The organism is Limibacter armeniacum, assembly GCF_036880985.1.
In the GTDB taxonomy this organism is placed as follows: domain Bacteria; phylum Bacteroidota; class Bacteroidia; order Cytophagales; family Flammeovirgaceae; genus Limibacter; species Limibacter armeniacum.
This window is the reverse complement of sequence record NZ_JBAJNO010000003.1, coordinates 182,156-208,015: the sequence shown is the minus strand read 5'-3', so window position 1 is coordinate 208,015 and position 25,860 is coordinate 182,156. Positions and strand designations below refer to the sequence as shown.

General features: G+C 40.7%; 13 protein-coding genes. 9 read left to right on the top strand and 4 right to left on the bottom strand.

The genetic code is table 11. The features are described 5' to 3' along the window. Nucleotides 1-276: 276 nt before the first annotated feature. The 3 genes from V6R21_RS03210 to V6R21_RS03200 all read left to right on the top strand — a co-directional run bounded on the left by V6R21_RS03210 (nt 277) and on the right by V6R21_RS03200 (nt 2,180). Nucleotides 277-1,197, top strand: coding sequence for a transposase family protein (locus V6R21_RS03210; RefSeq protein WP_334239830.1), 921 nt, complete (start codon nt 277-279; stop codon nt 1,195-1,197). 204 nt (nt 1,198-1,401) lie between these two features. Then, nucleotides 1,402-1,941, top strand: a complete 540-nt coding sequence (locus V6R21_RS03205) for a GNAT family N-acetyltransferase (protein WP_334240830.1) — start codon at nt 1,402-1,404, stop codon at nt 1,939-1,941. 53 nt (nt 1,942-1,994) lie between these two features. Continuing rightward, entirely contained in the window at nt 1,995-2,180 is a 186-nt protein-coding gene (locus tag V6R21_RS03200) for a hypothetical protein (RefSeq protein ID WP_334240827.1), read from the top strand. A gap of 65 nt (nt 2,181-2,245) precedes the next feature. Here V6R21_RS03200 and V6R21_RS03195 read toward each other — a convergent pair whose 3' ends face one another. Then, nucleotides 2,246-6,418 carry a hybrid sensor histidine kinase/response regulator transcription factor gene (locus V6R21_RS03195; protein ID WP_334240825.1) on the bottom strand — a complete coding sequence of 1,391 codons (4,173 nt, stop codon included), beginning with the start codon at nt 6,416-6,418 and terminating at the stop codon, nt 2,246-2,248. Nucleotides 6,419-6,756: 338 nt separating this feature from the next. On the opposite strand from V6R21_RS03195, the gene V6R21_RS03190 reads away from it, so the two are divergent. The 4 genes from V6R21_RS03190 to V6R21_RS03175 all read left to right on the top strand — a co-directional run bounded on the left by V6R21_RS03190 (nt 6,757) and on the right by V6R21_RS03175 (nt 14,044). Further along, nucleotides 6,757-8,088 (top strand): helix-turn-helix domain-containing protein, encoded by a 1,332-nt coding sequence (locus V6R21_RS03190; RefSeq protein WP_334240824.1) that lies wholly within the window; start codon nt 6,757-6,759, stop codon nt 8,086-8,088. 173 nt (nt 8,089-8,261) lie between these two features. Further along, entirely contained in the window at nt 8,262-12,677 is a 4,416-nt protein-coding gene (locus V6R21_RS03185; RefSeq protein WP_334240822.1) for an InlB B-repeat-containing protein, read from the top strand. A 186-nt stretch (nt 12,678-12,863) separates the two neighbouring features. Next, a complete protein-coding gene (locus tag V6R21_RS03180) occupies nt 12,864-13,088 on the top strand; it encodes a hypothetical protein (protein WP_334240819.1) in 225 nt (74 codons plus the stop codon). Between the two features lie 185 nt (nt 13,089-13,273). Further along, nucleotides 13,274-14,044 carry a hypothetical protein gene (locus tag V6R21_RS03175; protein ID WP_334240818.1) on the top strand — a complete coding sequence of 257 codons (771 nt, stop codon included), beginning with the start codon at nt 13,274-13,276 and terminating at the stop codon, nt 14,042-14,044. Nucleotides 14,045-14,148: 104 nt separating this feature from the next. Here the strand turns inward: V6R21_RS03175 and V6R21_RS03170 are convergent, their stop codons facing one another. Genes V6R21_RS03170 through uxaC form a run of 3 tightly spaced genes read right to left on the bottom strand, consistent with a single transcriptional unit; the run spans nt 14,149 to nt 18,641 of the window. Further along, nucleotides 14,149-15,768, bottom strand: a complete 1,620-nt coding sequence (locus V6R21_RS03170) for a UxaA family hydrolase (protein ID WP_334240816.1) — start codon at nt 15,766-15,768, stop codon at nt 14,149-14,151. Next, the gene (locus tag V6R21_RS03165; RefSeq protein ID WP_334240813.1) at nt 15,765-17,204 is read right to left on the bottom strand and encodes a tagaturonate reductase; all 1,440 of its coding nucleotides are present in this window, start codon (nt 17,202-17,204) and stop codon (nt 15,765-15,767) included. Before V6R21_RS03165 ends, V6R21_RS03170 begins: the two co-directional genes overlap by 4 nt. An 18-nt stretch (nt 17,205-17,222) precedes the next feature. Next, entirely contained in the window at nt 17,223-18,641 is a 1,419-nt protein-coding gene (gene uxaC, locus V6R21_RS03160) for a glucuronate isomerase (protein WP_334240811.1), read from the bottom strand. Between the two features lie 410 nt (nt 18,642-19,051). Between uxaC and V6R21_RS03155 the strand changes: the two genes are divergently transcribed. Together V6R21_RS03155 and V6R21_RS03150 are read left to right on the top strand one after the other, a co-directional pair. Further along, nucleotides 19,052-20,674, top strand: a complete 1,623-nt coding sequence (locus V6R21_RS03155) for a tetratricopeptide repeat protein (RefSeq protein ID WP_334240809.1) — start codon at nt 19,052-19,054, stop codon at nt 20,672-20,674. Between the two features lie 779 nt (nt 20,675-21,453). Further along, the gene (locus V6R21_RS03150) at nt 21,454-25,797 is read left to right on the top strand and encodes a S8 family serine peptidase (protein ID WP_334240807.1); all 4,344 of its coding nucleotides are present in this window, start codon (nt 21,454-21,456) and stop codon (nt 25,795-25,797) included. Nucleotides 25,798-25,860 lie beyond the last annotated feature (63 nt).

The window sequence follows — 25,860 nt, the reverse complement described above, 5'->3', positions numbered from 1 at the left end:
TTTTTTATACTACTATTAGAAAATATGAAGTACTGCTTCGCTTTAAGACTACGTTTGTTGTAGAACGCTAAAGCTTTCTGATATGGTCAATAAAATATTTTCTGATAAAAAAATACACTATCACAAGCGTAAAAAAGATTAAAAGTAGATTAACTTCCCATAAGTTTAAAGGAGGTATGTATAAGTATTTCAGGTGCTTAATCAATAGACATTATCACGATTAACAAAAAGTTGTGAATTAGGAACAAAAGAAGGCGACAAAGCACTCATTTAGTTGTGAAACCTAAATCCATAAGTGCCCGTCGCCTACAGAGTTTAACGTCCTTGACCAAGGAAGAGTTGAGAGAATTGGAAGGAATTTTCTCATATGTTTATGTTGAAGCCTTACAGCAGTATACCATGAAAGGGAGGCCTCGCAGGAAGCCTTTGAAGAAGCTGGATGATTACCGTAACAGCAGTCTCCAAGGGATAGAGACTAAACTCTTTTTTATTCTATATAGCTTGAAGGAGAATCCCACGCAAGAATCACTAGGATTGTATTTCAATATCAGTCAAAGTAAGGTAAGTGAATGGCTATATTTCCTGGGAAACTGCTTACTACAAACATTAAATTATGTAGGAGAGCTACCTGCCAATGTAATGGAAGAGTTTCGAAAAAAACTTAAGCCTTACTGGAGTGAAGTATTCTTAGTGGATGGAGTAGAACGCCTCATACAGCGTCCAAAGGACTCGGAAAAGCAAAAGATGAACTACAGTGGAAAGAAGAAGAGACATACTACCAAGAACCTTGTCATCACCGACAAAGAGGGTAAGCAAGTGCTCTATCTTTCTGAGACTGTAGCAGGTAGTATTCATGATAAAAAGCTTTTTGATCAACAACAGTTTGCCTTTCCTAAAAAAGGTATCAAGCTACTGGGGGACTTAGCCTTCAAGGGCATTGATCTTGATAATGTTACATTCATTGTGCCTATCAAAAAACACAAAGGGATTGAGCTACCTGATTTTATGAAAGAGGCGAATAGAAAGCTGGCAAGTATAAGGGTTCGTGTTGAGCATGCTATCTGCGGGATTAAAAGGCTCAGAATCCTCAAGGATATTTTCAGGCTAAGAAGAGAAGGGGCATTAGATAGAGTGATGAAAATTGGAGCGGGTTTACATAACTTCAGATCTCGAAGGAGAAGACTTGTTAATACATAGATTGTTAATCGTGATAAATACTAATATATCAAGAGCGTAAATTTCATAATATACAATGTGAAATATGGGTAGAGTTGTGACAATAATTGAATAGAACTGGTGACCTACTACTTACATTTTTTATCTTGTTGAAACTAAATGACTTTTAGAAAGTAAAGGCAAAAAATTACCCAAGTCTATTTTTTAATACTAAACAGGATCAAATTGGAAGCGATTGTAGAAACGGAAAGGTTAATCCTAAGAGAGGTTATAGAGGATGACCTAATGGGATTTTATGAATTGGACTCAGACCCTGAAGTGCATCGATACTTAGGTAACAATCCAGTAACGGATATTGAGCAGTCAAAAGAAATCATTGCGAATATCAGAAAACAGTATCAGGAATTTGGTATTGGGCGTTGGGCTGTGATTGATAAAGAAACCCAAGATTTTGTGGGGTGGGCAGGGCTGAAATATGAGCAAATGCTTAGACCAGAATTAAAATATTATGACTTGGGCTATCGGCTAAAGCAAGCCTATTGGGGGCAAGGAATTGCAACTGAGGCAGCATTGGCAGCACTGAAGTATGGTTTTACAGAGTTGGGACTAAAGGAGATCTTTGCTGCGGCAGATGTTGACCATATTGCTTCAAACAAAATCATATTGAAAGTAGGTTTTAAATTTATAGAAATATTTGAGTATGAAGGAGAACCTGTAAACTGGTATAGGTTGGGAAAGGAAGAATGGGAAGCTATTTCTCAATGAAAGTTTGTAATTGGATTTGCCTGATCGAAATGGTTTGGCTAAAACAGAATGATATGATGAACTCAAGGAAAACAGTATTTCTCAATATTGCACTGTCGCTACTTTTTGCAGCATTGATTATTGTAGGGGCTAAGTTATTTCCCGAATATGACCCTGCATTGACATATTGGCTTATCGCTATTTGGTGGATACCTTTTTCTATTTTGAATTATAAGGCAACCAAAGGAGCGAATGGTTGATGGGATAAAATATAAACACCTTGTCTGAACTCGTCAGACAAGGTGTTCTTTTATTTGAAAGTCTATCAGTTATCGATCTCCTGAGAGACTGTTTTACTTGCATTTTCTTGGATAAACTGAGTGGGGGAGATCCCCACTTCTTTTTTAAATGCCCGTGCAAAAGAGTTGGGTAAATCATACCCGACCATATAACTCACTTCCGAAATGTTGAGCTTATTTTGCTCCAGCAATTGTTTGGCTCTTGTAATGCGGTAATGCTTCAACAGGTCTATCGGTTTTTTACCAGTAAGTTGTTTCACTTTTCTGATAAAGTGCATATGACTCATGTTCATCATCTCGCACATGGTAGATACATCAAACTCTGAGTTGGAGATGTTCTCATCTATAAGTGAGGCAAGCTTTTCCATAAACTGCTCATCCATAGATGTTACCCTGATTTCCTTAGGTCTGAAACGAAGGTCTTCAGAAAGTTTCTTTCTGATCTCGTCTCTTGCTTCCAGCAGGTTTTTGACACGTGCATTCAGTAGCTCAGGCTTAAAGGGTTTGACAATATAGGAGTCTGCTCCTGATTCATATCCCATAATCCGTTTTTCATCCATGGCTAAGGCTGTTAGCAAAATGACTGGAATATGACTTGTCACAGGATTGGATTTGACCCTTTCACAGAATGTAATGCCATCAACTTCTGGCATCATAATGTCACTGATTACAAGGTCAACATCTTCATCTTCCAATATTTTTAACCCTTCAGAGCCATCTTCGGCTGTCAGGATTCTATATTGTTTATCCAACAGGTTTGCAATAAAAAAGCGCATATCCTTATGGTCTTCCACGATCAGCAAAGTAGGTAATTCTCCACCATCTGTATTGCTGGCTATTTCATAAGAAAGCAGGGATTTGGTAGTCATAATATTGGCATCTACCGTACCCATGATATCGAAATCCGAGATACCATCCGTTTCAGTAGAAGGCTTTAAGTGATCTGGCAAATAGACTGTAAATGTACTGCCAATACCCTTTTTACTGCTAACGCGGATATGCCCTTTGTGGAACTCAATCAAATCTTTGATATAGGAGAGTCCGATCCCACTACTCTCGTCAATGTCAGTACTGCTCAACTTGTTTCCGACAGTGAATCGGTCAAAAATCAGGTCCTGAATCTCTTCATCAATTCCCTGCCCGCTATCCTCTACCATAATACGGAAGTAGTCGGGGTATGTGGTATCAGGCTTCAGTAACTTGATCGAAATCTTTCCATTTTTAAGCGTATGCTTGAATGCATTAGAGAGCAAATTAAATAGGATTTTTTCGACTTTATCCTGATCAAAATAGATGGACAGTTGTTTGTATTCAGAATGGAAAAATAGTGAAATACTATCTCCAGCGGCTTTGTTGTGAAAAAGGCTTTTGGTGTCAGAAACAAACCTTACAAGATCATCTTTCTGAAGGTTCAGTTCTAAGGAGCCAGATTCAATTCTTCTGATTTCCAGTAACTGGTTAATCAATCGGTGTAGCCTGAGCGCATTTTTCTTGATCAGGTTGTAGGAGTTGGTTACAGAAGTCTGACTATCCGAGCCGTTTTCTTGTAACAATTGCTCGATAGGACCAAGAATTAAGCTCAATGGTGTTCTGAACTCATGTGTAATATTGGTAAAGAATCTCAACTTGGCTTTGGTCAGTTCACTGTTTTTTTCTACCAGTTCTCCCAAGTTGTCCCTTTGAATGGCAATTTCTTTATTGCTGGATTCAAGTCTACTGTTCGCATCCTGAAGAGAGAGGTTCAGTTTTTCCAGAATCTTTCTCTTTTTCAGGATTTGGAATTGGAAGAAAGCAACGGTAATCAGGAAAGTGGCTATCAATAGCAGGAACCAGCCTTGTTTCCAGATAGGAGGTTTTACAGTAAAACTAACCGTTGCAGGCGTTGGGTCTACATTACCTTCCTGATCCATAGCCCTCACCCTAAAGGTGTAATCCCCATCCGGTAAGTCAATAAAAGTATGGTTGTCCTTCTTGCTGAAGCTAGACCAATTTCCATCATTCAGTTGAAATGAAAAGTATAGTTCTGATGGTTTTGACTTATTGAAAAAATGCCTTCCTGACCAGAAAACAGTATTGTTTCCTGAGTAATCAACTTCATCTGAATAGATATCAATTGAAGTTTCGGGCAAGTGATTGTCCTTGATAAAACGGTAGGTGACAAATTTATCCCGAATGGATTTTCTAGGGGTTTTTCCAGTATAAATTCTTCTTTTCCATTCTCTTAGGGACTTGTTGACCCATACTTCATTTTTATGATTAAAAACCAAAGCACCTCCTTCGTATGAAAGAGTGAGATCTTTTGGAAAGATGTTATTGATCCATGTTTCTCCATTGTAAAAACTGAAATCCTTGTCAGTCGCTAGCCAAATGGCATTGTTTTCATCATCTGTGGCTATGCTAATGATATTATTACTGATAAGCCCATTTCCTACATAGTAGTTTTTCCATTCGTTTTGCTCATATATATATAAGCCATACTGTCTGGTCCCAACAAACAGTTTTCCATTACTGTCACTGTGTACCGTATTGACAAAGTTGTCGAGCCTTTTATTATCCAATGATTGCCAAATGGATCCATCATAATAACAAAGCCTGCTGCCACCAATCCAGATATAACCGTTTGCGGATTGTGTAATGCCATAGGCATTCAACTGATTTAGACCATTTGTACGTGGTTTGTGATAGACTACTTTTTTGTCTTTTTCATAAGGGTTTACAATTTGAAGTACCCCACCATTCTGTCCTTTGTCAAGGTAAACATCTGTGCTGCCACCAATCCAGATACTGCCATCTTTTGCTTCATAAAATGCCCTGTAGTCTACACCCCATGAGAGTGAATCAAAATGAAAGTTGGTCCATTTACCATCTTTGAGATAGCCAGCACATGACACTTCCTGATCACTGCCGATAGCCCAAACAATGTCGTTGGAAGTAATAAAAAGACTTACGGGAGCATCCATCAACCCATCGGCATGATTGAAAACTTTCCAATTGTTATCCTGATGCTGAATGACATCCCCTTCAAAATTAAGAAACCACTCTGTGCCATTTTGTTGGTTACCTTGAAAATTCAGATCAAGATAAGATAACCACTTATCGGTTGAAAGGTCAATTTTTGAAACCTCTGACTGGTAACCGAATATCCATAGGTCGGTGCCATTTCCAGAGTGCAACCCCAAATGTCCCTGTGGAATATCCAAAGTCTGGAAATCATATTTTGACCATTGTCCACTTCTATTTAGACAGTACAGATTACCAATTCCGGCTATCCATATTTTCCCATCAGCAGTCTCGATAATGGCTTCAGAATATTCGTCATTACCAAACTGGGCACCGTGTTCTATATATTGCCATTTGCCATTGGAAAAGCGGGAGGTAGGAACTTTATTTGACTTGTTGATAATCCATATATTGCCGTTGGACTCCCTGAATATTTTCTGCTCATAGCCTAATTTGATGGAGTAGAAACGGCTTAAAAGGTTATAGTGGATTGTTTTTCCGCTAAGGATCTCTTTTTCGGAAAACATCATGATATCTCCAATCTCATCTTCCGACGAGAAAGTAGTGGCTAACCATAACTGCCCGTCAGTTAACTCAAAAATATCAGAGATACGCTGGAAGTTTCCTTTCAACAATAACTCATTTGGTATTTCGACAAACCTGAGTTTGGCAGTTTCTTCCTGTAGCTTTTTCCATTTCTCTTGGCTAGTCAGGACTACTTGTTGCTTATCCTGAATCAGAAAAGCGCCAAGGTTGGTTCCACATACCAATGTGCCACTTTTCAGTTGAGAAATTGACTGAAATGAGAGGGTTATTTTTTCTGATAACTCAAAAACAGGTTGCCATTCATTGTTGCTGAATAGATACAAACCTTTAGCTGTACCGGCATAGACCTCGCCTTTATTATTTGAAAATAACTGCTGTACAGGAGTTCCAGTGAGTCCTTCTTTTTTTCCATAGTAATGCCAGTCGTAGCCGTTATAGGAAACTACTCCTGAGTCAAGCCCAAACCAGTATAGTTCATTTTCAGAAGTTGAAGTCATGCACCTGACTCCTTTACCGTTCAGTTCTGGAAAATCAACATACCTCCAAGGCTCTAGCATGGGGTCTGTTATTTTTGGTTGATATTGTTCCTTCCCGAAAGAATAAACACTAAGCAAGCACAGTAAAAATAGAATAGAGAGTTGATGTCTTTGCATCTTCAAATTGTTAGTATCGGAAGCAGTGTACTGCTAATCAGCAATGAAAAATGACGGTTATTGCTAGGGCAACTGTCCGGTTTATCAATAGGTTTCTGTTTGTGCCCTATTCTAATGATTTTCAATACATCAATCAAGTTTTAAAGCAATAATAACTGTATATGGTACTATTATATTTATTAGAATGTGAATAGCATTTGTTGAATATGGAAGAGTCTTCAAAAATTGTATTCTGTATATTAAAAATCACATTATACTGCCGATACTATAATTCAGGTCATCGGCTTTTTTTTCATTGTTTTGCTTTAAGTGTTAAAGCAACAGTATGTTGACTGTGTATGAAACTAATCTACTTCCTAACCGAAACACCACTATCTTTACTGAAACTTTATTTTTATGATTTGACCTTTTTTGAGTGGCTGTATGTTGTACCGGACTTTATCTTATCTGTATTGCTTCTGACAAATGAATGGCACCTTCAAGAACGTTTGGGAGCAATAGCATATTCGATTTTACTTTTGGGTTTTATCTTTACCATTCATCTATTATATCTTTTTTGGGTCAGGTATAAAGTGCTTCAGAATAGTCTTAAAAAACACAGGCAACAATCAGAAGAGCAAACTGAAAAAATTAAAGGTCTTTATGAAGCGACTCAACGGTTTCGAACACCACTAACATTAATGCTGACTTCCTTGGCTAGCTTGACGAAACAATCCACTAAATCCTCACTTTTGAAAAGGGAAGTGGAATGCACTCTTGAGGTTGGAGGTCAGCTAAAAGGTGCCTTCGAGCAACTGGTAGACCTGTTTGAAGAAAATACTTCACAGGATATACAGGCTTTTCCTGATGAAAATAACACAGAAGACAAGCTGGACCCCATTCCCTTAGTAGATTTTGCGTCTACCAGTTACAAACTTATTATCGTAGAAAAGAATGCGGATTTACTCCGTTTCCTGACACATGTTTTATGCGATACGTTTCAGGTGCTGGCAATACAGCATTGGAAGTCAGCTGAAAAAGCACTCTTTGATTTTGAACCTAACCTTATATTGTTAGGGAGTATGAAAAAGGAAGAAAGTCGCTTTGCATGCTATGAGGAGTTGAAAGGGAATGTCGTCACAAATCATATGGCGGTGGTTGTCTTGGCTGACAGTGGCCGACAGCAGGATCAGGTTGAGTGGTATCAGCAAGGAGCAGACGACTATATTATCAAACCTTTTGATGCGGAGGTACTGAAGGCAAAGTTGCTGGCTATGCTAAAGAACCGAGAACGGTTGCTGCAGAACATTCAGGACGGTTTACTGATTGAATCCGGGAAGGGAGATGGAAAATTGGATATGAATTTTTTGTCGAGGTTACTGGATGTGGTGAATGAGCATTACAGCAATACAGAATTGAGTGTAGAAGAATTGGCTGAAGACCTTTGCATGAGCCGAAGCCAGTTGTTTCGCAAGCTGAAGTCACAGACAGGTCAGACACCTTCAGAGTATTTGTATGCATTCCGAATCAAAAAAGCGATTGAGCTACTTAAAGAACGGAAGCTAAGTATTGCAGACATCGCAAAGGAAACCGGGTTCAGTTCTCCCAACTCCTTCTCAAAAACTTTTAGTAAGCATATAGGGGTTTCCCCGAGTCGTTACCTGCGAAATATGGATCACCACTCTGCATAATTTCACAATCTGTTAGCATAAAATTATGGCGGTACCACTCCATTCCAATTTGCAACATCTGTTCACTTTGCTCAACGGGCGGTTATGTTTTTGGGACTTGTATTCATATCACTTTTGATAGGTTTGATTGTAACCAACCAATGAACCTTTATTTCACATAAGATTTGAATGCAATGAAAAAAACTATTCTACTTGCTACGCTCATGCTGCTCTCGGTATGGATGAATGCCTTCGCAGCAGACTACTATGTTGCCACTAATGGCAATGACAGTAACTCAGGGTCAATCTCTGCACCCTTCCTTACTTTGGGACAAGCAGTGAGTATGGTAACACCAGGAGACAACATCTACCTGAGAGGAGGAACTTACTCAATGGGAACCTCCTTTGTGATTGACCGCTCAAAAAGTGGTACTTCCGGTGCAATGATATCCGTATTGGCTTATGGAAGTGAAGTGCCTGTACTTCAGTTTGATGACGTGGAACTTTCCTCAAGTCGGGGAATTGTACAGGATGCCCACTATTGGCACTGGAAAGGGATTATCATCGAGAAGGCAGGTGATAACGGCATGCTGCTTTCGGCCAACTACTGTATCATTGAGGAGTGTGTGTTCCGCTATAACCATGATTCGGGGTTACAGCTGAGCCGTTATAGCACTAGTGCAGACACGAAAAGTGAATGGCCTGCGTATAACCTGATTCTGAATTGCGAGTCGCATGATAATGCAGACAGTGATGCGGAGGATGCAGACGGTTTTGCTCCCAAGCTGACGGTAGGGGATGGCAATGTCTTTCGTGGATGTGTTTCTCACCATAATATCGATGATGGTTGGGATATGTACACCAAGTCTGAAACAGGACCAATTGGGGAAATACTGTTGGAAGATTGTATTGCCCACAATAATGGAACATTGAGTGACGGAAGTACTTCAGGAGGTGGAGACAAGAACGGCTTTAAGCTAGGGTCATCTTCCAATACAGTGAACCATACAGTTTTGCGTTGTATCGCCTTCAACAATGGAAAACACGGATTTACGGATAACGGAAATATTGGTAGCATTAAGTTCTACAACAATACTTCTTACAACAATGGCGATTACAACTATCACACAAGGGATAATGCAACACACATTTTCAGAAACAATATCACGTTGAGTGGAAATCATACTGACAGGATTGTGGGAGATGCACCAACAGGTTGTAATGCCTTTGATGATACCGATACACAGTGGACATTGGTGACTACCACATCAGATTTTCAAACCATGACACCAGGTCCTGACAGCGACCCAACGTCCAATGGCTTCCTGAACTTGGCTAGCAGCAGTGGTTTTATTGATGCAGGATGCACAGTTTCAGGAGTGGCTTACAATGGTTCAGCACTTGATATAGGAGCCATTGAATATGGAGGGACTGTAACACCGCCTACTACATATACACTTTCTTCTTCTGTCAATGGTTCAGGTAGTGTAACGCCAAGCAGTGGGACGTTTAATGCAAATGAAACGGTATCAGTGACAGCTACGGCTGCAAGTGGTTGGGAGTTTACAGGTTGGAGTGGAGATGCATCAGGCAGCTCGAACCCATTGAGTTTAACAATGGATGGAAACAAGTCCATTGTTGCCAACTTCACAGAAGTATCAGGGCAAAGCTACACATTGACGGTGGCTTCATCGGGTCAGGGATCAGTAAGTCCATCTGGAGGCTCTTTTGCTGATGGGGCTTCTGTATCATTGACAGCTACTCCAGTTAGTGGCTGGTTGTTTAGTGGCTGGAGTGGAGATGCATCAGGTTCCTCTAACCCACTGACGATTACCATGGATGGAAATAAATCTATTACAGCGGTCTTTACTGAAGACACACAGTCAGGAGGTGGAGACTTAGGGGATAACTTAGCCATTACAGGTCCGGGAGTAGGCTCTGACGGAACAAGTAAAGGCGGTGGTACTTCTTACGGCAATGTGCGAGATGGTGATACCAGTACCTATTGGCAGCCAAGTGGTACTAGTAATGAACGTATTTCGGTCAAATGGAGTAGTGATGTGACCTGTAATACCATCGTGATAAAGGAAATCGGGGATGTGGTGAGTAGTTGGGAAGTGGTCAACCATGATAATGGAGATGTACTGGCAACAGGAAGTGGTTTGGGTACAAGTAAAACCATCACCTTTGATGATGTAACCCTTGGTAAGATAGACCTGATTATTGTCTCAGCTTCTTCAGCTCCACAGATTACCGAGTTTGAAGTCTACAATGCAACAGGAACGCCAACTATCACTACTTATACATTGACAGCCAATTATACAGGTCAGGGTAGTGTTTCACCAACAAGTGGTACCTACAATGACGGAGATCAGGCAACTGTAACTGCTACGCCAGCATCTGGATACGAGTTTACAGGTTGGAGTGGAGATGCGTCTGGTACAACAAATCCACTGACCTTGACAATGGATAACCATAAATCTATGACAGCTAACTTTACTGAGATTCAAATTCCACAATATACTTTGTCAGTAACTTCATCAGGACAAGGCTCAGTAAGCCCATCAAGTGGAACCTTTGATGATGGTACAGGTGTAACGCTTACTGCAACAGCAGCAAGTGGTTGGTCATTCAGTAGCTGGAGTGGAGATGCTTCAGGTGCATCCAATCCATTGACCATAACGATGAGTAGTAACAAGTCCATTACAGCCACCTTTATAGAAGATACGCAGTCAGGTGGCGGAGACTTGGGAGACAATCTGGCAATAACAGGTCCGGGAGTCGGCTCTGATGGAACAAGTAAAGGTGGAGGAACATCTTATGGCAATGTGCGAGATGGTGACACCAGTACCTATTGGGAACCAAGTAGTACAAGCAATGAGCGGATTTCTATCAAGTGGAGCAGTAGTGTAACCTGTAATACCATCGTCATAAAGGAAATCGGGGATGTCGTAGGTAGTTGGGAAGTGGTCAACCACGATACAGGTGACGTTTTGGCAACAGGAAGTGGGTTAGGGTCAGAGAAGACGATTACATTCTCAGATGTTACATTGGATAAGATTAACCTTGTGATTCTTTCTGCTTCCTCAGCTCCACAGATCGCAGAGTTTGAAGTGTACAATGCATCAGGCAGTACTGGTGGTGGAGACAATGGTGGAGGTGGAACCACAACCTATACATTGTCAGCCAGTGTAACAGGGCAGGGAAGTGTTACCCCATCAAGTGGTACCTATGATAATGGCACACAGGTTACAGTAACTGCTACAGCTGCCAGTGGCTATGAGTTCTCAGGTTGGGGAGGTGATGCATCTGGCTCAACAAACCCATTGACACTTACATTGGATGCAAACAAATCAATTGTAGCAAACTTTATCTCAACATCAACGCCGCCACCATCAACAGGAGGACCAATCGGGTATGCATCTTTGGCAGGAGGTACTACCGGAGGACAGGGAGGTGTCAGCTATACCTGTAGTACAGGCGACTGTATTATGGATCTGATTGATCAAAAGAAGGATGACATCATTTCACAGCCATTGACTATTTATGTAAATGGTACGGTAACACCGTCGAATACATCCTTTACCAAGATTGACATCAAGGATGTAAGAGATGTATCCATTATAGGAGTAGGTACTTCAGGTGTGTTTGATGGTATTGGCATCAAGGTGTACAGGGCAGGCAACGTGATTATTCAGAATGTAACGGTACACCATGTGAATATTGGCGATAAGGATGCGGTCAGCATTGAAGGTCCTGCCGATCATGTTTGGGTGGATCACTGTGAATTGTATGCAGAATACGATGGTGTGGATAAGGATTACTATGACGGCTTGCTGGATGCTAAAAAAGATGCTGAGTACATTACTTACTCCTATAACTATATGCATGACAGTTGGAAAATGATGCTGGTTGGTAGTTCTGATTCTGATAACTACGACCGAAAAATCACCATCCACCATAACTACTTTGACAATGTGAACTCAAGAATGCCGCTCTTCCGTTTCGGTAGCGGGCATATCTTTAATAACTATTACAGTGGTATAGCTTCCACGGGAGTCAACTCAAGAATGGGAGCCTGTCTGAAGGTAGAAAACAACTACTTTAAGGATTCACAGAACCCAATTGTATCAGCTTATAGCAGCACCTTGGGCGCAACTGATGAAAGTGGCAATACCTTTGACAATGTGACTTGGAACCTGTCTCAGTCAGATGTGAACGACCCATTGGATTGTACAGCGAGTATCCCTTACAGCTATACTTCAATTCTGACAACTTCTGCCAATGTGCCATCTGTGATAGTAGCCAATGCAGGGGTTGGTAAAATCAGCAGTGGTGCAAGACTTGGAAAGCGGATGGAAGTCATGGATAAGCTGGCAGATGTAAACCTGTTTCCAAATCCAGCAACCAACTTCTTTACCCTTGAAGTACCTGATTTTACAGGTGCGGAGGAAGTGAGAATAGTCAGCTTGCAAGGAAAGGAAATGTTGAAAATCAAATTGGAAGACCAGCAAACTGGTGTGGATATCAGTATGCTGCCAAAAGGAATCTATATCATTCAATTGAAATCACATGGACCTACAAGGCTCAAGATGTTTATCAAGGAGTAGTAAAAAAACATGTTTTCATATTTGCTGAAGGAAACCCGGCTTACATTGTAAGTCGGGTTTTTGGTATAAGCCATTTATTGTTTTGTTTGTATATAGAAATTTATATTAAACAAAGTCCAATTGATAAGATTAATCACTTTTAAAAAAGGTGCATTGCATTAGATGGTTTCATCTAAATGCAATGATATGAAAGACAAAAAAGTGTTCTTGAATGCCTTTGGGGAAAATGAGTTTGGTTTTGCAGATTTTCCGTCTAAAATCTCGAATGTAAAAGTTTCTAGGTTGGAATTGGGAGAGCTAATGGGCTGCTCTTTTTGTTTTCCACATGGCTTTGAGACAATTAATGCTACGCTAAATAAAAATAAGCAAAGCTGGAAGTTTTATAGAAAAAAACAGTACAGGCATAAATAGCCATTTGACAGCGAGGGTTGAATAAGACGCTCGCTGTTTTTTTGTGAAAACAAAATGGCAAGAAACTAGCTATCATGAGCTTTTGCTATGATCATCAGTTAGTCTAGAAAGTAATTTGATATTGTAACGATTCCTAGGATGCTCATTATTATGGTCAGAAAACTGATAACTGCTAACTATTGAATATGATGAAGTATTTTACCGTAAGTATATCTCTTTTACTTGTTCTTCTGGTGAGCTGCAACAAATCTGAAAATACTACTTCGGATAAAGAGGAAGCTTTGGTCGAAAACTATATATGGGAATTTGGATTAGATTATTCATCTACAGAATGTCTTGAGCAGCTAGAAAAGGCAAAAGTTGATGCCGAAAAAGATAGCTTGACTTTTACAGTATATTATGGGCGAACGCCACGTTACAACGAAGAGCTTAAAGAACTGTGGTCAAAAGAGAATATCCACTTTGATAGCAGGTTGTCATGTACTACAGTTGAAAGAAATTGCTATGGTTACTATATGGATAGTGTGGTAAAATCCCGATTCAGTCAAGGTTTTATTGATAGTATGGAGAAAAAGGCAGACAGTATTTATTTAGCAGCTTGGCAGACAAAAACCTATATGTATTGGCATTTAGATCAAAACCCTACTTATAAAATGACCTATCCAGAGTATTTTATAAAAAGGGACCTAATTTATCCGAAAGGGTGGGATACAATTCCTATGCATTTGCATCAATATATAGAAGTGATTGTTACGATTGACAATACAGGGGAAATGTTGGATTGGAGTTTTGATAGTTCCCATATTTTAAAGCCAATCAATGAAAAACACTTGCCTGTGCTTAAGAAACAAATAGGAGTTGTTTTGAAAGGAATGGGTAAATGGGAGCCGGGGATTTTAGATGGTAAAAAAGTAAAATCAGAGATCCTCCTTAATATTAATTTAGATAAAGATTAGGCTTGTATGCTAGATTATGATTTCAACTTATTGATACACTAAACACCTTCAAATACCAAAGGTCTTTGAAGGTGTTTTTTATAAAATAACTCACAAAACTTCATTTACAGCGATACCCCCCGTTTCCAAGGGATAAAGTCATATTGTTCCAATGTCATGGCTTTGGTTTCCACCTCTCCTGAAGCCACCTTGATAATCAAATCCAACATCTGTTCACCCATTTGCTCAATACTTGTTTTGCCATCAATTACCTGACCTGCATTTAGGTCAATAATATCAGGCATTCGCTCTGAGAGTTGGGTATTGGATGAAATCTTGATGACAGGCGCTACAGGATTTCCTGTTGGTGTGCCCAAGCCCGTAGTGAACAGGATCATATTGGCTCCGGAACCAGCCAGTGCTGTAGTAGATTCCACATCATTGCCTGGTGTACAAAGCAGACTTAGTCCGCCTTTTTGTGCATATTCGGTATAATCCAATACATCGTGGACAGGAGAGAAACCACCTTTTCGTGCTGCGCCAGCGGACTTCATGGCATCGGTGATTAGTCCATCCTTGATATTACCTGGAGAAGGGTTCATATCAAAGCCCGATCCAGCCTCGATGGCAGTTTGCTCATAGCGACGCATCAGACCTGTAAACTTTTCAGCCAAAGGCTTGTTGCCTATCCTGTTGATCAGTTCCTGCTCTACGCCACAAAGTTCTGGAAACTCTGCAAGCATTACCTTTCCACCTAAAGCGGCGATTAGGTCTGCGGCTTGTCCAACAGAAGGGTTGGCAGAGATACCTGAGAAACCATCAGAGCCTCCACACTCTAGCCCAACATTAAGTTTGCTAAGTGGTGCAGGTTTTCTGGTAAGTTGATTGGCTTTTACCAGTTGGTCGAATGTTTCTCTTATTGCTGTACTGACAAGGTCTTCTTCTTTACCAGTTTGTTGTTGGTCAAGAATAATAACGGGCTTGTCTACTTGTTGTAATTTCAGTGCTTTTTGGAAAAGACTTACTTCTGCATTCTGGCAGCCAAGACTTAGTACAGTAGCACCTGCGACATTGGGATTTTTGATATAACCTGCTAGCAATCTGCAAAGGGCTTCAGCATCCTGACGGATACCACCACAACCACCTTGGTGTGTGATAAAACGTACCTTTACATTGTCAAATACCTCTTTCTTGGTTTCAGTAGCGACAACGGTTTCTGTATCAGTAGACCCCGTTTCGTATTGATTGACCAGTTGCTTGGCTAGCCTTTCGTATTGGTTGTCTGTGTCGTAACCCAAGGCTTTGCCTAACGCTTTTTTGATCACTTCCACATTACGGTTTTCGCAGAATACAAGCGGAAACACCAACCATATATTTTGTGTACCAACCTGACCGTCAGTACGGTGGTAGCCATTGAAGGTTTTATTTTCCCATTTGGATACGTCAGGCCTTACCCATACGTATTCTTCCATTCGGTCAAGGTCATAGGCAGCAGCTTTATGTGTAACGTTTTCAGTGGTGATGGCAGTCCCCTTTTGTATTGGACGATTGGCAGTGCCTACTACCAAGCCGTACATATACAGTTCGTCACCAGCTGCTAGGTCTTCAAGGGCAAACTTGTGTTTTAGGGTGATGTTTTCCTGAAGCGTATAGTTGTTTCCGTTAACGGATACCGAAGCGTCTTTCGGTAAGTTATTCAATGCTACCGCCAAGTTGTCATCGGGATGTATCGTTATTGCTTTCATGACTGAATTGATTGAAGGGTTTCCGTAATACCTTTTTCTGCTATCTGTGTCAGGAAATTGCTTACCAGTTCAGACATGTTACCCAAATCCAAAAGGTTTTCTTCCCAGAATTCAGTATTGGAAAGGACTTTCTCTGTAATTTGTTGAACAGAGCCTGCCTGTTTTTTCAACTCACCGAAAAATACTTTGACCTCTTCATTGTCATTGATCTGGAAATCATCAGACAGGTAAAGCTTGATCAGACATGCCAAAGCCAGTACCAGTCTTTGTGGTAACTTGCCATTGGATTGGTAGTAGTCTTTAACTGTAGGCAGTACCCGAACCTTGTATTTCGAAACAGAATTGAGGGAAATACTTTTCAGCTCATGTCTGATAAATGGATTCAAGAAACGCTCCATTACCTCGTGAGCAAAGTCCTCAATCTCTTGTTTCGGCAAGTCAATGGTAGGGGCAATTTCCTCCAGCATGGCTTTTCGGATATAATCACCGACCACTTTATCTTCCATACTTTCCCTTACAGTCTCAATACCCGAAAGCAAACCAACAGGAACCATAGAAGTATGCGCGCCATTCAGGATTCTCACCTTACGGGTGCGGTAAGGCGTAATGTCATCCGTATAGACGACATTCAATCCGAATTTATCTGCAGGGAAACGCTCTCTTGCATATTGTGAGGCTTCAATTACCCACAAGTGAAATACCTCAGAAGCAACTACCAACTTATCATCGAAAGTCAGTTTGTCTTTCAGTTGTGCCAACTCATCTTTTGGATAACCCGGTACAATGCGGTCTACCAAGGTATTACAGAAATGGTTGCTGTTTTCAATCCACTTTACAAAGTCCTCCCCTAAATTCCATTGCTTGGCATAGGAGATAATACAAGCTTTCAACGTATCACCGTTTTGCTCGATCAGTTCGCAAGGAATCAGAATCAATCCTTTGCTTTCATCGCCATTGAAGTAGTCAAAACGGATTTTCAGCAGTTGTGTCAGCTTGCCGGGAAAGGTCTCTGCTAGGACAAGTCCTTCAGGTTTTGCTTCTTCCTTAAACTGAATACCTGCTTCAGTGGTATTAGAAATCACAAACTCAAGTTCCTCACTTTTCGCCAAATCAAATAAGGCTTCAGGAGTTTCAAAAGGATTGATCGACTGCTGGATACAATTGACTAGCCTGATATCGTTGACCTGCTTTCCTTTTTGAATACCACGAATCAGGTGGTGATACTGACCGGCTTGTGCTGCCAGTACATCGGTCATGCCATGTTGGATCGGTTGAGCGACAGCCACACCTGTATTGAAGTCCGCTTTCTCATTGAGGGTATCAATCACCCAGTCAGCGAAAGCACGGAGAAAATTTCCTTCCCCAAACTGCAGTACCCTAATCGGAAGGGCTACTTTCTCTTTTTTATTGTTTACTATATTTTCTTGCGTAATCATTATTGAATTGCTTTTGGGTTAAAACCTGAAATATTTTTCTGCATTGTAGTAGCAGATATCGCTAATAATGCCACCCATCCATTGCATATCGTGTGGCAATAGCCCGCTTTCCATATCCTTAGCAAACAGGTTACAGAGTACCCTTCTAAAGTACTCGTGCCTTGGGTAGGAAAGGAAACTGCGTGAGTCAGTAAGCATACCCACAAACTGACTGATCAATCCCATATTGGAAAGCGCATTCATTTGTTTTTCCATCCCATCCTTTTGGTCAAGGAACCACCAGCCTGAACCAAATTGCATCTTGCCAGCAGTCCTGCCATCCTGAAAATTACCAATCATGGTAGCGAATATCTCGTTGTCCGCAGGGTTCAGGTTATAGATGATCGTTTTAGCCAATGCATCTTCATTGTCAAGGCGGTTGAAGTAACGTGACATATTTTCCGCATGGCTGAAATCACCAATTGAATCTACTCCACAATCAGCGCCTAACGTGCGAAGGAATCGCTCGTTGTTATTACGGATAGCCCCTAGGTGGAACTGTTGTGTCCAGCCTTTGGCATGATACATCTTGCCCAATTCGTATAGGACATACGATTTGTACTGCTCTGCATTTTCAGGGTTTACTGCCTGTCCGTTTCGAGCTTTTAGAAAAGCATTCTTAACAGTGTCCAAATGGAAGTCTGCGGAGAATAGGTAATTCAGTCCGTGGTCAGAAAGGCGACCACCCACCTGATGGAAAAACTCAACTCTACTCATTAGTGCAGATAGCAGATCATCCAGCGTAGCAATATCTTGGTTAGCCGCTTTTTCCAATTTTTGGATATAGTCTAGGAAAAAAGCAGGTTCATCAATGCGCAGCACATTATCAGGACGGAAAGTGGGCAGCACTTTTACCGCATAATTCTCAGCTTGTAATTTCAGGTGATGCTCCAGTGAGTCTGTCGGATCATCTGTCGTACAGATTACTTTTACATTCATCTGTACAGGTAAAGCCCTTGCAGAAAAATCTCCTGACGTCAGCTTTTCGTTACAGGCTTGATAAATTGAGTCAGCTGATTTTTCATTCAAGTACTCATCTATCCCGAAATAGCGGTTCAGCTCAAGGTGGGTCCAATGGAAAAGTGGATTGCGGACAGTCTGCGGAACCGTCTTCGCCCACATCTGGAACTTCTCCTGATCACTCGCCTGACCAGTGACATACTTTTCATCAATACCGTAAGTCCTCATCGCTCTCCACTTATAGTGATCGCCATACAGCCAAACCTGTGTCAGGTTTTCAAACTGTTTGTTGGCAGCCAACTCGTTAGGAGGGAGGTGGCAGTGATAGTCAATAATCGGAAGACTCTTGGCATACTCATGGTAGAGCGCTTCTGCTGTCTTGTTTTGGAGCAGAAAGTTTTCAGTAAAAATCGTTTGGGTCTGTGTTATCGATTGCATTGTCTTTGGTTTTAAGAAAATACCTTATATGTATCCATACTCCTTAGTTTTTGGAGAAGGACTTTTTAAATTTTGGTTGTAGCTGCCATGAAATTATGCAATCGATTGCGCAAAAACAAAATTATCAAAGAAATTCCATTCTAAATCGATTCATGTGCATATGAGAACAGGGAGTGATGAAAACTTATTGAGAATGTAGTTTTCATCTGAGTTTTAGGTGAAAAGAGGAATAAAAGTGTCTTATTTACAATGAAAGGTGTAAAAATAATCTATATTTTTATTAAAATAATATATAAATTGCGGTTGAGGGTGTGACCACTTGTATGACAGAGAGAGTTGATTCATCCTTACTAAAAATAAAGAGGTAAGTTAAAAACCAACAGCGGGAATAGCATTTCAGGCATAAGAAAATGAGCAAGAGGATAATTAGTCTAATTATAGGTTTGCTGCTGTCGGTTAGTGGAATAGCGCAAAAGCAGACTGCTGTAGATAGCTTGAGACACCAGCTCGAAGTAGCTGTTGATGATAGTGTCAGAGCGTTGCTGCTTTTGGATTTATCCAAACTTTACCTAAGCAATGATTTTGATAAAAGTTTAGAATATGCCGAGGCGGCATTGGTGCTTTCCAAAAAGATAGAAAATCTTGAAATGGAAGGTTTTGCCAATAACAAGATCGCCATTTTACTGTTTCAGAGTGGACAACACAGTAAGGCACTTGACTATTTTATCAAGTGTCGTAAGATATATGAGAAGTTGGGTGATACCAGTCGTGAAATAGGGCAGATCAGCAATATCTGTATTGTCCATATGCAGATGAAAGAGTATGACAAAGCTGCTGAACTCTCAAGGTACGTGATTTCGGAGCAAGAGAAATTGCTGGAAAAAGGGGATTCATCCAATATCAATCAGGTCTACAAGTTCTACAACAACCTTGGTAGTATCAGCTCAGAACAAAAGGATTTTGATAAGTCAAAAGAATATTTTCTGAAAGCACTTGAAATCGCCAATACCTATGACATAGATGACCTATCAGGATTTAGTGCACTTTACAATAACCTTGCGGACAATGCCCTTCACATGGACAATGATAAAGAGGCTTTTGAGTATCTTCAAAAGGCAAAAGTGCATAGTAAGCAAACCAACAACCAGTTACAGTTAATTGAGAGTAACTTGCTTTTGGCTAATTATTACCTGAAGAAGGAATTGCCGAAGGAAGCATTGAAAAGAGCAGAGGACGCTTTGAGCAGTGCTGACCAGATCGGTGCCTTGGATCATATGGAAAGTGCTTCTTATTTCCTTTACACTATTTATAAGGAATTAGGTAGAAGTGATCAGGCATTGCAAGCTCATGAGAATTTCCTGACTTACCATGACAGTATTTTCAACGAGCAAAGTATCAAGGAAATCACACGCCTCCATATGCTATATGATTTTGAGAAAAAGGAGGAGGTCGCAAAGGCAGAACAGGAAAGAACAAGACTTATTTATAGTATCATTATTATCCTGCTGGTTTTTGCAGTGGTGATAACTTGGTTGATTCTGTGGTTGAATCGGAGCCGTGCAGCGAGTACTTACTTTGAAAAACAGTCATTGGAAAAGGACCTTGAGCTCAGGCAAAGGGAACTGGTAATGAAGGAAATATACCTGTTGGAAAAGAATGCGGCAATGGAAGGAGTTGTGATCCAACTGTCATCTTTAAAAGAAAAAGTACAACCTGAAGATAAGGAAGTACTTAAGCAGGTAATCAAAGATGTCAATTCGAGTATCAACAAAACAGTTTGGGAGGAGTTTGAAGTCAGGTACCAGAAAGTGCACAAGGGGTTTTATGAAAAACTGCGAGAAGATTTTCCTGATCTGACTCAGGGAGAAGAAAAGTTGTCAGCCTTACTGAGGTTGGGAATGTCCTCCAAGGAAATTGCAGATATTACCCATCAAAGTGTTAAGAGTGTTGAGGTAGCCCGATCACGACTGAGAAAAAAGCTAAAACTTACAAATACAAGTACCAACCTGAATACTTTCTTAATGGAGATGTAAGGGAAGCTAGTTTGTGAGATCTACGTAGGGTAGGAACCTAGAATACAAAGAGATAAAATGTATATAAATCCATCATAAGCCTGATTCAGGTTTATGATGGATTTTTGTGTTTAATGGTCAATAGATTAAGCAGGATGAGATTATATTTTTATTTATTATTGCGAATCTAAAATCTATATAAATATGAGCTATTGTTGTTTAAAATAACTAGTTATATATATAACAATTGGTTGGTTTTTAGTTTTAAAATATGGCTTTTAGTGAAATATAAGATCATGTAAAAATAATGTAGTATTATACTTTTCTTTCACATTGGTCAATCTTGATGTGATATTGCTGTTTTCATATTCCTATCCCATTATATCACTTAAGAAAAACATATTATCATTCGTTGTTTAGCTGTATTTTACTTTTTATTACTTGCTTTTGGTGTGTTGTGTGATTGATTGTATTGTGTGTGTGGTGTATTTCATTTTAATGTTTTGGTGATTCAAACCTCCCTTCTTGTTTTTTAACCCTATCTAAAAAGTACTTTTCCCATTTAAAAAACATCTTTTTGGGCTTTGAGTGGTGTTGTTATGGTTGTTTTTAATGCCTGTAGTAAAAGGGTTAAGGAGTAACACTGTGCAACTCATTTAATTATTGTCAATATTGAACCACTGTTAATGCTAAAACAATTGTCAAAATTTTATTACAAAGTGGTTCACATCAATACAACCAATTCAATTATTATTTGATTAGATGAGGGGCCCAATCTTTTATACTACAAACAAAAATTTATGAAAAAGAAGTTACTAACTTTTAAACTACTCGTTCTACTGGGTTCCCTAATTATAGGGGGGAGTATTGCTACTGCCCAGGACACAGAAGGAGGGTTTACAAAGGGGGTGATTCGGGTTAAATTAACGCCCGAAGCAGCTTCCCAATTGACTGAAGAAGCAGTCAACATTTCAGAAGAAGAAGGGATTGATCCTGTACGTACAGGGTTGGTGGACTTCAATATCTTGAATGGTGAGTTTCGTGCTACAAAACTGAAGAGGGTTTTCCGACCTGCTGGAAGGTTTGAGACAAGGCACCGTGAATACGGGTTAGACCTATGGTATGAAGTAAGGGTGGATAGCACTATCTCAACCGAAGAACTAATCACTAAGTATGGTGAACTGACTGAGGTTGAGCATGTAGAGATGCAGGCTTCTTACAGAAAGTTCGGTCAGGTTGAGGAAAGTGGTGCTCACAACCGTACAATGACAGAGAAGCCAAATGATCCGCTTTACCATAATCAGTGGCACTACGAAAACGTGGGACAGACTGAAGGTAGAGTAGGGTCTGATGCCAATGTAAGAAAGGCGTGGACGATTGAAACAGGACGTCCTGAAGTAGTGGTAGCCGTTCTGGATGGTGGTATTGACATCAACCATGAAGACCTGAAAGATAACCTGTGGGTGAATGAGGATGAAATTCCTAACAACGGAATTGATGATGACCGTAACGGTTATGTAGATGATATCCATGGTTGGAATTTTGCAGATAACATGTCGCACATTATCGTTGGTTCACACGGTACGCACGTAGCTGGTACTATCGCTGCGACGAACAATAACGGTATTGGACTTGCAGGTGTTGCAGGTGGTAGCGGTAAAGGTGATGGTATTCGCCTGATGACCTGTGTTACTTTCAGTTATCACCCAAATTATGGTGATATAGTAGGAGGTTTTGAAGAGGCATTTATATATGCAGCTGATAATGGCGCTACCATCTCAAATAACTCTTGGGGCGGTGGTCTACCATCTGTATTGATGGAAGACTGTATCAATTACTACATTGCAAATGCAGGTAAGAACCCTGTTACAGGTGAGTTTGAAGGAGCTCTGAAGGGTGGTCTTCCAATTTTTGCAGCTGGTAACTTCTCTGCTACTAGTGCTTATACACGTCCAAATGTTATGTATCCGGCAAATCTGGAGCAAGTATTTGCAGTTGCCAATACAGATCATGCTGACAGGAAACACCTTTCATCATGTTTTGGCCCTCAAATCGATATTTCGGCACCGGGTACTGCGATTTATTCAACGCTTCCTGGCAATAAGTACGGAGGTCCGGCATGGACAGGTACTTCAATGGCCAGCCCCCATGTGACAGGTATAGCGGCTTTGCTTGCATCTAAATACCTGTATGAGTTAACACCAGATCAGGTAAAGGCACGTCTTCAGGCAACAGCCAAAAATATTGATGACTACAACCCAACAATGGCTGGTTACTTGGGTGCTGGACGTATTGATGCGTATGCTGCTTTGGTAGACGATGCGGAGGAAGTTCCGGCAATTGCAGATTGGGGTTTCTACGGTTATGATGAAAACTCATTTGATATTGGTTGGTTACTGGTTACCAATAAGTTTGGTGTTAGAATCAACGACTATCAGGTTTTGGTAGCAGAAGGAAGGTTCCATGGAGAAGACAGTGTATATAGTGAGGAGGAACTGGCTAGTATTGTTGAGGTTGCAACTGCTTATGAGCACCACGTAACGACCACTGGTACAGTTGGTAACTTGTTGATTTCACCATTGGAGCCAAATACAACATATACAGTTTGTATTAGGGCAAAAGACGTGGATGGAAACTTTTCGCCGGTTTCAGCACCATTGGTAGCTACAACTTGGAGAGCAGGTGTATTGGCACTTACAGATGAGACTCCTTTGGAGGTAAATATCAATGTGGAAAATGGTCAGTATGCAAATGCTCCGTTCTCATTCAAGAATACAGGTGAAGGCGTGTCAAGGTTTTACTGGCTGGTAGAAGGTTTTGGAGAAATGGAGGAGGAAGCAGCAGCAGCTGTAGCAGCTTCACTACCACATGCGTCTTCAGCTTCTGAGACTTTTGCGCCTTCAGCCTTGGAGTATCAGGCTCCAGTTGATACAGGAATTCAACCACTGTTAAGTCCTAGTTTTGATGAGAGTCCAAATTTTTATACCTATTTGGATACTGTTCGTCATGATACAAAGGACAATCCTGATTTTATGAGAAGTTTCAGTGAGTTTCACGATGGTGACAAACTTGGGGTAGTGATTGCCAACAAGTTTGTAGCTGAGCGTGATATGGAGCTTACGCATGTATCAGCATTTATTGCAACTGAAATTTACGATCCAATCAAGTATGATTTTGGTATTTATGTTGGCGGCGAGGATGGACCAACTGGTGAGCCGTTGGCATCAACTGGAAAGTATGTAAGAGGCCTAAGAAATGGTGGCTGGTTTGAGACAACACTTTCAGCGAAGGTAAATGTGAAAGCAGGTCAAACCTTCTGGGTTGTAGTTGGAACTCCGGATGGTATTTCTTACCCAATTGGTACACAAACGCTTGCTAAAACAGGTGCTAGCTTTGTAAGGTTGCACAAAGGACTTCACTACTACACAGATGCCGGACAGGTATGGGGTGAGGTGTTTATGGTACGCGCATATGAAGGCAAACGAAACGCTGAATTGGTGAGGTTTGACATTCCATCAGGTAGAATTGAGCCAAATCAGGAGATTGAGATCACTCCTCGCTTTGATGGTCAGGCACTGAACAATGGCAGATACGAGATTCCATTGATTATGATGCATGATGATCCAAAGCAAGGTGCCATCAGAAAGTATGCACACGTAACAGTTACGGGGCATAATCCAGAACTGACTGCTAGTGTTGCTGAAATTGACTTCGGAACACTCTTCAAAAGCAAGGCTTCTGACTATGTGGAAGTAATGCTGAAAAATGAAGGAAAGGAAACACTTACCAACCTTCAAATTGTGGTAGAGGGTGCTGATGCATCTAAATTCTACATCTACCCTAAAACCGTTGCTGAGTTAAAGCCAGGTTATGAAACGAAGATCAGGGTTAGGGCAAACAGCCAGTCCTCAGGGTTGGAAAGTTCAATTTATACAAATCTGAACCTGAATGCTGATAATGATAGCTTGCAAATTCCTATGAAGGTCAATTACATCGTAGGCCCTCAGGTGGAATATATGACATTGCTTACTACTGATGATTCAGTGACGGTATATGATACACTGATGTCTGGTGTTCAGGTTGATTCTACTTTCCTGATTATGAATACAGGTAACCAAGTGGCGAACTTCGAGTTTGATCAAGAAGATGCTGATATCATCAATATTTCTCCAGCAAGTGGGGCACTCCAGCCAGGAGATACATTGGCAGTGAACTTTACCTTGAATTTGATAGGTCAGAATGCGACTACATACGCTAAGTCTTTCATAGTTTCAATGAAATACGATGGAAGTACTAAGTCTGTGTACGCTGCAAAAGCATTTGTAGCGGGTGAGCCAAACTTTGAGGTGGATACAACAACGGTGATTGACTTTGGGGAACTGATTGCCGGAAGTGGTGAGACAGTAGCAAGAGGATTTGAATTCTCAAATACTGGTTCTGATAAGCAGTACTACAAAGTAGTAGCCCTGTCTGATTCATCAGTGTTCTCATTCGAGCGTTTCACTGCATCGGATTCTTCCGGTACGGCTACTTTGGCACCAAATGCAGTGAAATCATACGGCCTTTTCTTCTCTCCTATAGAAGAGGGTACTTATACAGATACTGTATCAGTTATTACATTGGATGCCAGCAAGGGAGCAGCACTTGACACCTTTAATATTGTTTTGAGTGGTGTAGCACTTCCATCACCAAAGGCATCTTTTGCATGGAACGGTGACGATTTGTCAAAAGACAGTTTGGCTTACGGAACAGAAGCAGGTAAGTCTGCGACAGTGACTATCTCCAACACGAAACCGGGAACAGACCTGATCTATACAGTGTACGCACCGGAGTGGATGAAGATCAACAACAGAAAGGTTGATGCAGATTCTATGGACAATGGATTCGGCTATACTTACACTGAGATTGATTATGAATGGGAAGATATCTCTGAGATTGGTATATCACTTAAAGATAAGTATGCCAACAACAAACGCAGTACACAACTTGAACTGACGAAGTTTGTATTCCCTTATTTTGGTAGAGAATATACTACTTTCAATGCGTTCCATTACGGGTTTATCGCATTTGACTTGTCAGAGACAACTTATGGTAATGTACCCTCTTACAGTTTCCCTTACACATATGGTCCTGGGCAATTGTAGCGCCATTCTGGACGAGTTCACATCTTCTGAATGAAACCTCTGATGTTTACTTCTATGAAACTG